The following is a 13,471-nucleotide window of genomic DNA, read 5'->3' as shown; positions in this document are numbered from 1 at the left end:
CGGCGGGTATGTGCTGACGACGGACGGCCAGGTCTACGCCTGGGGAAGCGGCATGAACTTCTCGTTGGGCGATGGGACGGAATCGACCGCGAGTGCGTCGACGCCGCAGCTCGTGCTGACTTCGCAGGCAGCCCCGGCGGACACCTACCTGTCGCCGACCTCGCAGGTTCGCCACGACGGCTTCGTCGACCGGGAGTACGCGGTCGACTACCTGCCGATGGGCGCGTCGCTGCAGGTGCTCGTCAAGGGCACGGTGAACAAGGCCGCGGCCGACTTCCGGGTGCTCAACCAGGCCTGGTTCACCTCCGACGACACCCCGAAGGCCACCCCCGACCTGCCGGCCGACCCCGGGCCGAACCCGGACCAGGACGGCATCGGCGGCAACCCCACCTGCAACACCGACGTGGGCGACCAGCCGAAGTTCACCGTCGACGGTGATCCGGCCTTCGCCGACTCCTGCGACCAGGTGCCCGTCGAGATCAAGGCGACCACCGACCCGCTGGGCTGGCTCTCGGGCATGGTCTGGGTGGACGCGAACGCCGACGGCACCATGGAGGCCTCCGAGACGGTGCGGCTGGCCGGGGTGCCCGTGCAGCTCTACCGCAACGGCACCCTGATGGGCGAGACCGTGACCGCCGCCGACGGCAGCTACCGGTTCGACAACCTGCCGATCGGCGACGGCTACCAGGTGCAGTTCGACGCCAAGGGCGGTCCGGTGCCGCCCGCCGGCAGCGGCCTGTACTACGGGTTCACCCTGCAGGACGCCTCCGGGCCGCTGGCCGCCAAGTCCTTCCCCGACCGGGCCTCCGGCCAGACCCCGGTGGTGTCGGTGCCCGAGGCGGGCACGCCGAACGTCAACGCGGGCGTGATGGCCACCAGGGCCGCCCTGACGGTGGTGAAGACCTCCTCGGCAGGCGAGCCGGCGTCCCTGACGGTGCCGACCGGCGACCAGGTGTCGGCGACCACCCCGGTGACGGTCACCGTGACCAACACCGGCGAGGAGCCGCTGAGCGACTTCACCTGGACCGACGACACCACCGCCGGGCCGAAGGTCACCTGGACGGGCTGCACCCTCGACGGCGTGGCCCAGGACTGGGCCGACGACTGCCAGCCGCCCTCTGCGCTGGTGCTCGCCCCCGGCAAGACGCTGGTCTTCACCGGCACGCTGCCCGGCCTGGCCGACGGCCAGACCCACACCGACGAGTTCGGCGTCACCGGCGTCGGCACCGTCACCGGCGTGCCGGCGACCGGAACCGACCCGTGGCAGGCGTCGGCGGTCGCCGAGCCCGACCCCGGCTTCACCGTCTACAAGACCGGTGTCCCCGGCGGCTGGGTGCGCCCCGGGGAGCGGATCGACTACACCGTGGTGGGCCAGAACACGGGCAACACCGACCTGAACCCGGTGAGCGTGACCGACGACCTCACCGAGGTGCTCGGGTCTGCGAGCATCCCGGAGTCCGGGGTGTTCGCCCCGCAGGCATCGGTCGTCGGCCCGGGTGCGGAGGCCAACACCTCGGGCACCCTGACCTTCGACCCGGCGGCCGCTGCTCCGCAGGTGAGGTGGACGGGAACCCTGGCGGCCGGGCAGTCGGTGGTGATCAGCTACAGCGCCACCGTGAAGGACGACGCGCAGGTGCCGGGCCGGTTCGCCAACACCGCCGCCGGCGAGGCGACGCCGCCGGGTTGCGCCGCCTCCGACTGCGTGATCACCCCGCCGCCCTCGAAGACCGAGCACACGCTCTATGACGCCGGCTACGAGCTGGCAAAGACGGCGAGCCCGGCGTCGGGGTCCTCGGTGCCGCGCGGCGGGATCGTCACCTACACGGTGACCGGCACCAACACCGGGCCGACCCCGCTCGACCCGGTGACGGTGACCGACGACCTGGCGAAGGTGCTGAACCACGCCGTCCTTGTGACCGTGGCCACCGACGGCGTCGCGGCCCCGGCCGCGACCGTGCTCGGCCCTGACCAGGGCGATTCGGCGGCGGCCACCACCGGCCAGTTGTCGTGGGATCTCGCCGCGGGCTCGGAGACGCTCACCTGGACCGGGACGCTGGCCGTGGGCCAGCGGGTGGAGATCGTCTACTCGGTGCGTGTCGCCGACGCCGTGGCCTCCGGCACGGTGGTGAACAACACCGTGACCTCTCAGGCCCAGCCGGTGCCGCCGGACGCCCCGGGCAATCCCGACACGCCCCCGCCGGCGATCACCCCGCCCCCGGTCTCGACCGACCACACGGTGCTCAACTCCGTCTTCGTTCAGAAGCTGGGGCAGGACTCATCCGGTGCCGAGGTGGCGATGGACGGCTCCGCCTGGCAGTTGCTGCTCGACGACAACGGCACGCCGGGCGACCCGGTCGGTGTCACGGGGCAGGCCGTGGACGACGCCGGCTCCCCGGTGACCGGCCTGTGGCGCTTCGACGCCCTGCCTGCCGGCACCTACTGGCTGGTCGAGACCGACGCCCCCGAGGGCTTCGCCCTGCTCGTCGAACCGGCGCAGTTCAGCATCGACGACACCGGTGCGGTCACCGTGCTGGAGGGCGCCGGGAGCCGGACGGTGACGGCGGTGGCGGGCACACCCGGCGAGGCGACCGGGGGCTTCTCGGTGATCGAGGTGCGCGACGTGCCCGCCCTGGTGCTGCCCGCCGCCGGGGGGCCGGGCCTGGCGCCGTTCTGGATCCTGGCCGTCGCGCTGTTCGCGGCAGCCGCGGAAGCGGCGCGCGTGCAGCGCCGCAGGGCACGTGAGGGGGGTGCGCGATGACGGATCCCCTCGGGGGCACGACCACGACACGATGAACCGCACGATCCTGACCACGAAGAAACACAAAGGAAAGAACATGAAATACCAGCCGAGCAAGGGCCTGCGGGCCTTCGCCGCAGGGGTGCTGGCCGTGGGGCTGGCGGCGCTGGCCGCCCCCCTGGCTGCCGCCGCGCCGACCATCCCTGATCCGGACGCCACCGGTTCGCTGACCGTCCACAAGTACGCCCAGCCTGACGCGGCGACCGGGCTGCCGAACGACGGCACCGAAGTCACCTCCGGCCTCGACAGCCTGGAACCGCTGCCCGGGGTGACCTTCACCGTGCAGCAGGTGGGCGGGATCGACCTGTCCACCGCCGCCGGCTGGGAGGCCGCCCAGGACCTGTCCGCGGCCTTCGACGCGGCCGACGCGGAGGACTCGGTCACCAGCTTCACTCCGGCAGGCGCCGGCAGCGCGCTGACCTTGGACCCCGCTGTGTCGGGCACGACCGGGGCAGACGGGGCCCATACGTTCGCGGACCTGCCGATCGGGCTCTACCTGGTGACCGAGACCGTGGTCCCGGCGGGCGCGACTCCGTCGGCGCCGTTCCTGGTGACCATCCCGGTCACCAAGCACGTTTCGGGCGCCGACGACACCTGGCTGTACGACGTCCACGCCTACCCGAAGAACCAGACCCGCACCGCCACCAAGAGCGTCTCGGACGCGACCTCGGTGAAGCTGGGCGATCCGGTGACGTGGACCATCCTGGCCGAGATCCAGGCCGACCCCGCCCCCGAGGGCATCAAGGCCTTCAAGATCACCGACGCCCTCGACTCCCGGCTCGACTACGTCAGCTACGAGGCGAGCATCGTTGATGCCGCCGGCGCCGAGGTGGCGACCCTGGACGAGGGCACCGACTTCGCGGTGACCGAGCCGGCGACCGCCGGTGACACCTTCGTCATCGACTTCAAGGGCAAGGCCGACGGCCTGGACAAGCTGGTGGCCGCCGACGGCAAGTACCTGAAGCTGGTCATCAACACCACGGTGAACTCCCTGGGCGCCGACGGCGTGATCCCGAACGAGGCGGTCGTCTACCCCAACGAGGCTTCCTACACGTCGACCCCGGGCGACGGCACCACCCCTCCGCTCACCACCAACGAGGTGGACTCCAAGTGGGGCGGCGTCACCGTGAAGAAGGTGGATCCGGCCGGTGGCGAGCTGGCCGGGGCGAAGTTCGTCGTGGTCACCGCACTGATCGGCGATGCGCCCGACTTCACCACCGCCGTCGACCTGGGTGGCACCACGGTGGCCACCATCGACGGCCAGACCCCGGCCTCCGGCGCGGCCACGGTCTTCGAGTCCGGCGCCGATGGCCAGGTCGCGATCAGCGGGCTGCGCTACTCCTGCTACGCCGACGGTGCCGACATCGCCGACTGCGTCGACCCGGGCACCGGCCTGGCGACCGCGGACAAGGCGATCCAGTACTGGCTGGTCGAGATCGAGGCCCCGGCAGGCTACAGCCTGCTGGCGCAGCCGGTTCCGTTCCAGGTCAGCGAATTGGCTGCCGACGCGCCCGTCCTGCAGGTGACCAACGTGGAGGACAACGCCGGCTTCCAGTTGCCGCTGACCGGCGGCACCGGGACCGCGCTGTTCGTTGTTGGCGGCGCGCTGCTGATCGGCCTCTGCGTGGTGCTGGTCGTCGTGAACCGCAGGCGTTCCGCGGCTCGGCACTGAGCACCGGTGGTGGGCCGTCGCCGCGGCGACGGCCCACCACCGCCACCATTCGGTTCAGACTCGACACCACGCAAGGAGGGTGAGCGATGACCATGACCGTGGAGACCCCGCGGCCCGAGGCTCCGGCCGCCCGCTCGGGCTGGCGGCGGCTGATCGGACCGTGGTCCCGGCTCCGCAGCCTCGTGGTGGCCTTCGCCGTGGGAGGCGCCCTGGTGCTCTCCTACCCGGTGGCGGCGCAGTGGTTCTCCGACGCCGCGCACGCGGCGGAGGTGACCGGCTACGCCCATGTCGCCGAGCAGGTGCCCGAGGCCGAACGCGCCCAGCGGCTCGCCGAGGCGCGAGCATTCAACGCCCTGTTGCCCTACGGGCCACTGCGCGACCCGTACGCGCTGAACGCCGACGGCAGCCCGGTCGACGTCAGCGCCGGACGGGCCGCCTACGAAGGGCTGCTGGATCTCGGGCGCGACGGCACCATGGGCACGATCTCGATCCCGGCGATCGGCGCCGCTCTGCCGATCCTGCACGACACGGACGCGGCGGCCCTGGACGCCGGGGTCGGTCACCTGTTCGGATCCTCCCTGCCGGTCGGCGGGGAGTCGACCCACGCAGTGCTGACCGCGCACTCGGGAATGGTGTCGCAGACCCTGTTCACCAACCTGAACCAGGTGAAGGTCGGTGACACCTTCACCATCCGGGTGCTGGACGAGGTGCTCACCTACCAGGTCGACCAACTGCTCACCGTCGAGCCCGACGACCTGCGGGCGCTGCAGCGGACTCCGGGCCGCGACTATGTGACCCTGGTGACCTGCACCCCGATCGGCATCAACACCCACCGGCTGCTGGTGCGCGGCGTCCGCGTCCCTACTCCTGCGCAGGCGGCCGGTGACGGGCAGATCGGCGGGGTTCCCGGGCCCGGCTTCCCGTGGTGGGTGTTCCCGCTCCCGCTCGCGTTGCTGCTGGCTGTCGTGGCGACTCGGCCCCCAAGGCGGTCCGCCGCGAGCCGGCCTGCCGGGGCCGTTCGTCGCGATGACGAGCCGCCGGAACAGGATCTGGTGAGCGGACAGGACCCCGAGGAAGGGCTCCCTGCCGGCGAGCCTGCCTCCGCGAACACAGGCCAAGCGGACTCGCGATGGCAACGGCAGTACGAGAAAGAGGAATGACCATGACGCGGACGACAGGCGCCAGAGGGCTGCTGGGCTTCGCTGCAGGACTCGTGGCGGCTTGCCTCGCGGTCGCGATGGCGCCCGCCGCGATGGCCGCCCCGGTCATTCCGCCGGATGCACGCAGCGGCAGCCTGACGATCCACAAGCTCGCCCAGCCCGACGTGGCGTCCGGGTTGCCTGCCGACGGCAGTGAGCTGCCGACCGGCCAGCTCGCCGGCCTCGAACCGGTGGCCGGGGTGACCTTCACCGTTCGGCAGGTCACCGGGATCGATCTGCACACCAACGCCGGGTGGCTCGCCGCGGAAGGACTCGCGACCGAGTTCAGCCCCCGTGCGGCGGAAGCGTCCATCACGGGCTACCGCGGTGGGTCCGGTGCGGGCGGTCCGCTGACGCTCGGCCAGGCCAAGACCGGGCAGACCGGAACCGACGGCATCCTGGCCTTCGCCGGCCTCGCCGTGGGGCTGTACCTGGTGACCGAGACCGGCTTCCCTGCCGGCGCCTCGGCCTCGGCCCCGTTCCTGGTGACGGTGCCTGTCACGCAGCATGTCGGCGACGCGCCGGATACCTGGGTGTACGACGTCCACGTCTATCCGAAGAACCAGCTCCGCACTGCCGAGAAGACCGTCTCCGACGCAGCCTCGACCGCCCTCGGTGACCCGGTCACCTGGACCATCCGCGCCGACATCGCAGGCGACCCGGTCGACCTCAATGGAGACGGCGACACGACCGACACCGCAGCGAACGGAGCCCGCGAGGGCGCCTACATCGGTCGCTTCACCATGGTTGACGCACTCGATGCCCGGCTCGCCTACCTCAGTTCCGTGGTGACGGTGGTCGACGCCAAGGGAGCACAGGTCGCCTCCCTGACGGAGGGCGCGGACTACGCGCTGTCCCACAAGGGGGCCACCTACACCCTGGAGTTCAGCAGCTCCCACCAAAGCGGGCTCAACACTCTCATGGCGAACACCGGCAACCGGCTTCAGTGGCGGCTGAGCACAACGGTCACCGCGCTGGGAGACGGCATCATCGCGAACCAGGCGACGGTCTTCCCCAACGAGGCGTCACACGGCCTGAAGCCCGGCGAGCCCGGGGGGCCGCTGGTCACCAACGAGGTGGACTCGCGTTGGGGAGGCGTCCGGCTGCACAAGGTGGACGCCGAGAGCGGAGCCGATCTCGCAGGTGCGGAGTTCGTCGTCGTCACGAAGCTCGAGGCGGACGGTGCTCCCGATCTCGACTCGGCGGTGAACGTCGGTGGCGTCGTGGAGAACGGCCACACCGTGTGGACCTCCGATGCGGAGGGGGCGGTCGTGATCAGTGGACTGCGGTACTCGTGGTACGCCGACGGTCGAACTCTCGGTGACACCAACGGCAACGGTCTGGCCGACGAGCCGGGCGCCGTGCAGTACTGGCTGGCAGAACTGCGAGCGCCCGAAGGGTATCAGCGGATGGAGGGCGTGACGCCGATCGTGGTGGACGGCCCCGGGGACGGGCCGGAGTTCAGCTACATCGTGGAGAACACGCCGACTGGGCCCGGCGGACCGAGCGCGAGTACCGGTGGCAGCGCGCTCGCCGGCGGCAACCTGCTGCCCGTGCTGGTGGCTGGCGTGCTCCTGGTCGCCGGCTTGGCTGCCGGGGGTGTGCTGCTGGTGTCTCGCCGGCGTCGCGCCTCAGGTTCGGAAGACGAGGCCCGTCTCGTGAGGGCGCCGGGCACGGACAGAGTGTGAGATGGGAACAGCGGCAGCCGGTCGACGTACCGTGAAGGCCCCCGTCAGCCGGTGGGAACACCTGGTGGGCAGGTGGTCGCTGCTTCGTACCGTGATCGTCCTGGTGGCGATCCTTGGCGCGGGTGTGCTGGTCTATCCGACAGCCGCGCAGTGGTTCTCCCAGGCAGACCAGGCGGCCGAACTCTCGGGGTACGTGCACCGGGTGGCAGAGCTTCCGGCCGCCGAGAAGCAGGCCATGCTGGCCGAAGCCAGGGAGTACAACAGCCAGTTGCCCGCCGGCCCGCTGCGCGACCCCTACGGAGCGGGAGGAGACCCAACCCGGCAGGCCGCAGACCGCTATGAGGCGGTTCTCAACCCCGACAACTCAGGGCAGATGGCGATCCTCTCGATCCCGGACGTCGGGGCCTACCTGCCGGTCTTCCACTACAGCGACCCAGAGACTCTCGACAAGGGCGTCGGTCACCTCTTCGGCTCCGGCCTCCCCGTCGGTGGTCCTTCCACCCACGCGGTGCTCACTGCGCATTCCGGACTCGTCGCCCGGACCTTGTTCACCAACCTGAACCAACTGGAACTCGGCGACACGTTCACCATCCGGGTACTCGACGATGTCCTCACTTACCAGGTGGACCAGATCCTCACGGTCGCCCCCGACGATCTTGAGGCGCTCCAGCAGGTTCCCGGCGGCGACTACGTGACGCTTGTGACGTGCACTCCGACCGGCATCAACACCCACCGGCTGCTGGTGCGGGGTGTGCGGATCCCGACTCCTGAGGTGGTTACCCCCGACGGCGGGATGGGCGGCGTGCCAGGGCCCGGTTTCCCCTGGTGGTCGTTCGCGCTGCCGGCAGCAGGCCTGCTTGCCGCCGTCCTCACGCGACCGCGGTCGGCGGCGTGATTGGTCCGTTTTCGAGGTCGCTAACATCCGATTGGATATGTTGGTGGTGTGGGCAAGGCGTCTGTGACCGCCCGTGCGCGGTTGGCGAAGGGCCTGACACAGGCCGAGTTCGCGAACATGGCGCGCACGTCGCCGGCGACGTTGTCGGCGTACGAGCGCGGGGTGAAGTCGCCGTCGCTGAAGGTGTTGTGGCGGATTCTCTGGTAGCCGGTCTCGCCCGGAGCAGGTCCGTAGAGGCGCACCCGCCACGGCCAGCCCGTGCCGTCGAGGCGGCGCTCCTTGCCCTGGAGAATCCGGTGGACTGGTGGGAGTGGGGTCCCGACGCCTTCGATGAGGCCCGCCGCCGGGACGTGCCGGTCCTTCTGTCCGTCGGGTACGCCGCCTGCCACTGGTGCCACGAAGGAGTCGCGTAGACGGTCATTGACGGGTTTCGACGAGACCGCAGGTCAGAGTGGGTGCGGCGCGTCAACTCGGTTCACGCCGTATCGCCGTTGAACACCGTTTCCGAGGCTTCGTGTATCACTCCCGTGTATCACTTTGGCCTGCCGCTGACGGCCAGTGGCAGGGCTCGAAGGGGTTTTGCCGCACGTGTTCAGGTGATGTGTGAGGTCAGCTAACAGGTCGTGGAGACGGGTTAGCTTTCGGCCGATTTCCACATGTTGCAGATTTGCAACACTGCCCTAGACTGGTGTCATGGACCTTGCGGAGCGCATCTCGACCCTGCGCCGCGTGAACGGGCTGAGCGCCCGCCAACTCGCGGCGTTGGTTGACGTCGCTCCGACGACGGTCACTCGGATCGAGGCCGGCCAGGTCAGCCCGTCGTTCGACTTGGCGCAGGAGATCATGGCGGTCCTGGGGGAACCGATCGGTTTCATCGGGACGGCGGACGTGAGCGCGATCGCCGCTGCGCGACTGGTGCTCGAACCGAAGCTTGGCGTCGCGGTCACGCCGGGTGTTGAGGCGTGGCGGCAGCGCTGGGCTCGGATCGGGCTCATCGACGTGGATGGCCGTGCGGTCGGCGGCAAGGAAGCCGACCTACTGTTTCGGGCTGGCAGGGCTGCGCGCCTCACTCGTCGTCCGGGTGCCGTCGACTTCAAGGAAGGTTCGACGGCGTACGACATCGCGGAGGCGCTCGGGGCTGCGGGCGTTGAGTACGCCGTAACTGGCGACACGGGAGCCAATATCTACCGCTCCAGTGCAGGCGAGGCGTGGCCGGTCCTCTATGTCAAGGATCTGGAGAGAGCGGCCGAAGCCGCCGGCCTTGAGCGGAAGCAGCCTGGCTCGTTCGGGATGCGGGTCACGCTGATCCCGTTCGACGGCGTCAGCGAGCTCGGACGGACCACGATTGACGGCATCACCGTTGCTGCGCGCGACCAAGTCGTCCTCGACGCCTACGGCGGCGTCGACCGCATGGCCGAGCAGGCCGACATCCTTGTGGGACGGCGAGTCGCATGACGGAGTTCAAGGCGCCACGCACCGAGATCGAGTGGAGCCGCCGAGCGATCATCAACGTCGTCGAGGTGTTGGCAGCTCACGCCGAGTCGCTGACGTTGGTCGGCGCCCACGCCGTCCTGCTGCGGACGATGGATCTCGACGTGCCGAGGATGCCGACCGGCGACGGCGACCTCGGCGTCACGCCTGGATTGGTCGGGGATCTGCCGAGCATCGAGACGCTGCTCGCAGGCGCGAGCTACGAGCACCGCACCACAGCACGGCCCGGACTGTGGGGCCGAGAGGCATACGAGGAATTAGACAGCACTCGGTCCTTTCGCGAGAAGATCGACCTGCTCGCTCCACACGGGCTTTCAGGCACGGCGAGCCGGACCAAGCGGGGTGTTCCGGTGTTGCAGTCCGCGCACGGCAAGCTCGCCGTCGGCAACGCCCTCGGCCTGGAGCTTGCCGCTTTCAACCGCTCACGAATGACGATCACGGACTTTGCTGACCCGCGCCTCTCGGCTGAGATCTTCGTCGCCGAGATCCCTGCCCTGATCTTGGCGAAGGGCTCGAAGGTCGGTGAGCGCCTGCGGGAGCCACGCAAGGGGTCCGTCCGTGACAAGGACCTCGGCGACCTGTGGCGTCTGATGGCGGTTGCGGATCCTGCCGAGACGAATCAGGTGATCGAGGAGTTCATTGATCACGCCGACGTCGGGCTGGATGTCCGCCAGAGCGTCGAATGGACGGCAGGTGTCCTGCGCGACCCGGTGAGCGTCGAGCGCGCCAAACTAGCCTTCGACACCTTCGTCGACCCGGCCGAGATCGACCGCGTATTCGAGGTCTGGCGCGACATCCTCGGAGGCGAGTGAAGATGGGCGCCGTGAAGGGAGAGGGTCGCCGTTGTCGCTGAAGAAAGGGCGCAGGCTGATGTGCGCCGGCATCGAATACGTGTTGCAGGAGACTGTCGGTGGTGGTGGGTCCGGCGATGTGTGGCTCGCAGAGGCGCAAGCAAGTCCCTGGGCGGTCAAGGTGTTCCGACCTAGTGACGATCGCAGCAAGATCGAACGATTCGAGCGTGAGGCCTCGTTTCAAGAAACCTGCGGACACGACCATGTGGTGCCTGTCCTCGGTAGAGGCGAAGACGGGGGCCGTCCTTTCTACGTCATGCGGTACTACCCGGACACCCTCCGCAGCGTCATCGATCGAGGGATGGCGGATTCAAAGACGCTGCTGTCGTACATCGAGCAGATTGGAGAGGCCCTCCAGTTCGCGCATGAGCAAGGCATCGTGCATCGCGACATCAAGCCGGAGAACATCCTCGTAGATGGTGCGTCCGCGGCGCTGGCAGACTTTGGGATCGCTCACTTCGCGGACTCTGCCCTGACGTCGGCCGGCGATCTGGTCGGCAACCGGGACTACCGCGCTCCCGAGCAACAGAAAGGGCGCGACGCCCGAGACGTCGGACCAGCGGCCGACATCTACGCCCTGGGGTTAGTCGCCAACGAGTGCTTCACCCGAGAGGTGCCTGCTGGTCCCAGCTACGCCTCTGTTGAGGCGTCGTACCCACACTTGTCCTACCTCGACTCCATCGTGGCGCGGATGCTGGCGCAGAGCCCCGCCAACCGGCCTAGCGTCGTAGACGTGTTGACTGACATCCGCTTCTTCGAGGCAAAGAAGAACGAGGAGATCGCCGATATCGAAGAGGCGCTCCGGCTAGATGGCAACACCCGGCTCCTCGACGCCGACCGGCTCGACGTTCTGGTTCGGCAAGCGAGCGAAGACATCTGGTACGCGACGAGCCTCATCGCCACGAAGGCGCCAGACGAGCTCGAGCAGTACAACGGGAACTGGCATATGAGCGTGGGCTATGTCGCTGATGCCTTCTTGAAGAACCTGTGCGTCCAGTCGCAGTTGCTCGCTCTGTGCCAGCGAAAGTTTGACTACGAGAGCAACGTCTACAAACACGGCAGGTCCTACAAGCCTCTCGACATCGAGAATGACCCCGAGCACAGGGGCCTGTATGAACAGGCGCAGGCTGTCGTGTCGGACCGCCCGCTCCCACCGCCCCATGACCTGAGCGGCCGCATCCTGAAGACATTTGCATCTTGCGCCGACTACCACTGCAAGGAGATCCTTGCGGACGCTCGTCGGACCGTGTCTAAAGTCGATGAGAACGTGCTGGACGCCCCCATACTCTGGTTGGTCAAGTACCTTGCGTCGCACGTGTCGTCCGTCAGGGAGATTGAAAACCTCGCCGGCCACATCGGCATCAGCTGGTGGCGCTCGGCATCATTCGACGAGAATGACGATGACGCAGATCTCTTCATCCAGGCTCTAGCTGTCATGGACCCGGGCCCGGTGTTGGAAGCGTTGAAGGACTCGTGGGGCGTCTCTGTCACAAGGACCGATGACGGGCGGTGCGCCATCATGTTCCGCACGCAGAGCGAGTATCGACGCTTCCAAGAGCACGCCCTTGGGCTCGCGGATCCTGGCTCCATGTTCGAAGCCGACGTGAGCGACATGTTCCGAAATGCCGTGCATGCTGGTGGGATCACACAGCTCACGCTGGACCTTGGCTTCGACGTTAGGAACACCCTGGCCAAAGTCCTTGGTCTTCGAGACATCTGATGAAGGGCGTCAAGCGGCGTGGTGCTTCCTCCAGTGTTCTCAGTGGCGGACTCAGGCGGGAACCGGTTCTCACCCCGCCCGCCGTCGCTTGGGCTGAGGGAGGAGGTGCTGAATCACTACGTCCGCGGTTCCACCACGCTAGGTTCCTGTCCTTCTCCTTCGCTGCCAGGGTCGCTCGCCGCTGGCGTTCCTCGTCTTGTGCATTGACGACCTGCTGGAGGGATGCCTTGGTGGGCAGGCCGAGCAGGTCCTTGACGCGGGGGAGGAGTTCGTCCTGCATGAGCGACTTCGGGAGCGGCACCTCGTGGAGGGTGTGGTTCTTCACTGAGCCACGGAAGCCTGCGGAACCGCGCGGAGTGATCCACGCGCCGTTGACGTGGACGTAGCCGTGCTCGAAGAAGACGTCGACCGCACGGAGCGCGTTCTGCTCGCCGAGGCGGAGGCCGCCGAAGCCGGCGACGCGGACCTTCGTGCCGAACAGCGGGAGTCGGGTCAGCAGCGGGTCTGTGCCGTCGGGGCCGCAGAGCTTGTCGGCGGCGTCGGCCATTGCCTTCACCTGGCGCGTCTCTGGGCGGAGCCTCGGGTCGACGTACTGGGCTGTCGCTCCGTGTAGGACGTTGGCCTTGCCGATCTCCAGGCCGTCGAGGGGGTCGATGCTTCGGTCGAGCCAGCCGAGCTTGCGCATTGCTGCGAGCTGGCCGCGCAGGTCCTCGCGGCCACGCTAGGAGAAGATCGTCTTCGCGCCCTTCTCCATCACGAGACGACTGCGCTCCACCCGCCACTTCGCGACGGGCACACCGCCGATGGTGGGCAGGATGTGGGCGTTGAGCCGTGACTCCCGCTGCTCCATCGTGCGGGGGGGTCTGCTGCACGGATAGGTGACAACTGATCTGGCTTGCCCGGGAGGGTGGCCTGAGAGGATGTTGCTGTGCCCAAGCCGTACCCGAAGGAGTTCCGGGATGATGTGGTTCGGGTCGCGCGTGGCCGCGAGCCAGGCGTGACGGTCGAACAGATCGCCAAGGACTTCGGTGTCCATCCGATGACCTTGTTCAAGTGGCTGCGCCAGGCCGATATCGATGATGGGGCGAAGCCGGGCCCCTCACGGGTGGACTCGGTGGAGTTGCGGGAGGCGCGGAAGCGGATCCGGCTGCTGGAGCA

The 13,471-nt window shown here is 68.6% G+C and carries 12 protein-coding genes and 1 pseudogene; 11 read left to right on the top strand and 2 right to left on the bottom strand.

Going from position 1 to position 13,471, the window contains the following annotated elements:
* From G555_RS0116405 to G555_RS0116360, 10 genes and pseudogenes are all read left to right on the top strand, one after another.
* Positions 1–2,758, top strand: a 2,758-nt coding sequence (locus G555_RS0116405; RefSeq protein WP_169337946.1) for a DUF7927 domain-containing protein, incomplete at its 5' end; no start/stop codon positions are given.
* Between the two features lie 76 nt (positions 2,759–2,834).
* On the top strand, positions 2,835–4,469 hold the full coding sequence (locus tag G555_RS0116400) for a SpaH/EbpB family LPXTG-anchored major pilin (protein WP_036923617.1): 1,635 nt from the start codon (positions 2,835–2,837) through the stop codon (positions 4,467–4,469).
* Between the two features lie 86 nt (positions 4,470–4,555).
* The gene (locus G555_RS20785) at positions 4,556–5,629 is read left to right on the top strand and encodes a class C sortase (protein WP_211223300.1); all 1,074 of its coding nucleotides are present in this window, start codon (positions 4,556–4,558) and stop codon (positions 5,627–5,629) included.
* 2 nt (positions 5,630–5,631) lie between these two features.
* Positions 5,632–7,356: a SpaH/EbpB family LPXTG-anchored major pilin gene (locus tag G555_RS0116390; RefSeq protein ID WP_028709688.1), complete on the top strand. Its 1,725-nt coding sequence runs from the start codon at positions 5,632–5,634 to the stop codon at positions 7,354–7,356.
* 64 nt (positions 7,357–7,420) lie between these two features.
* Entirely contained in the window at positions 7,421–8,251 is an 831-nt protein-coding gene (locus tag G555_RS0116385; RefSeq protein ID WP_245581308.1) for a class C sortase, read from the top strand.
* A gap of 48 nt (positions 8,252–8,299) precedes the next feature.
* Entirely contained in the window at positions 8,300–8,458 is a 159-nt protein-coding gene (locus tag G555_RS22065; protein WP_084635355.1) for a helix-turn-helix domain-containing protein, read from the top strand.
* 77 nt (positions 8,459–8,535) lie between these two features.
* A pseudogene (locus tag G555_RS22060) lies at positions 8,536–8,649 on the top strand (DUF255 domain-containing protein); the annotation flags it as partial.
* Between the two features lie 295 nt (positions 8,650–8,944).
* Positions 8,945–9,706 carry a helix-turn-helix transcriptional regulator gene (locus G555_RS20780; RefSeq protein ID WP_036923605.1) on the top strand — a complete coding sequence of 254 codons (762 nt, stop codon included), beginning with the start codon at positions 8,945–8,947 and terminating at the stop codon, positions 9,704–9,706.
* A complete protein-coding gene (locus tag G555_RS0116365) occupies positions 9,703–10,554 on the top strand; it encodes a hypothetical protein (protein WP_028709686.1) in 852 nt (283 codons plus the stop codon). The genes G555_RS20780 and G555_RS0116365 overlap by 4 nt, the downstream gene beginning before the upstream one ends.
* 31 nt (positions 10,555–10,585) lie before the next feature.
* Entirely contained in the window at positions 10,586–12,313 is a 1,728-nt protein-coding gene (locus G555_RS0116360; protein WP_156887630.1) for a serine/threonine-protein kinase, read from the top strand.
* Here G555_RS0116360 and G555_RS20775 read toward each other — a convergent pair.
* Positions 12,270–12,998: a site-specific integrase gene (locus G555_RS20775; protein WP_245581307.1), complete on the bottom strand. Its 729-nt coding sequence runs from the start codon at positions 12,996–12,998 to the stop codon at positions 12,270–12,272. The genes G555_RS0116360 and G555_RS20775 overlap by 44 nt on opposite strands.
* Before the next feature lie 36 nt (positions 12,999–13,034).
* Positions 13,035–13,163, bottom strand: a complete 129-nt coding sequence (locus G555_RS23265; protein ID WP_281168210.1) for a hypothetical protein — start codon at positions 13,161–13,163, stop codon at positions 13,035–13,037.
* A 78-nt stretch (positions 13,164–13,241) separates the two neighbouring features.
* Here G555_RS23265 and G555_RS0116345 point away from each other — a divergent pair.
* Positions 13,242–13,471, top strand: a 230-nt coding sequence (locus G555_RS0116345) for an IS3 family transposase (RefSeq protein WP_028709719.1), incomplete at its 3' end; no start/stop codon positions are given.

It is taken from the genome of Propionicicella superfundia DSM 22317, from assembly GCF_000423465.1.
Lineage (GTDB): Bacteria > Actinomycetota > Actinomycetes > Propionibacteriales > Propionibacteriaceae > Propionicicella > Propionicicella superfundia.
This window is presented reverse-complemented; position numbering and strand designations above follow the sequence as displayed.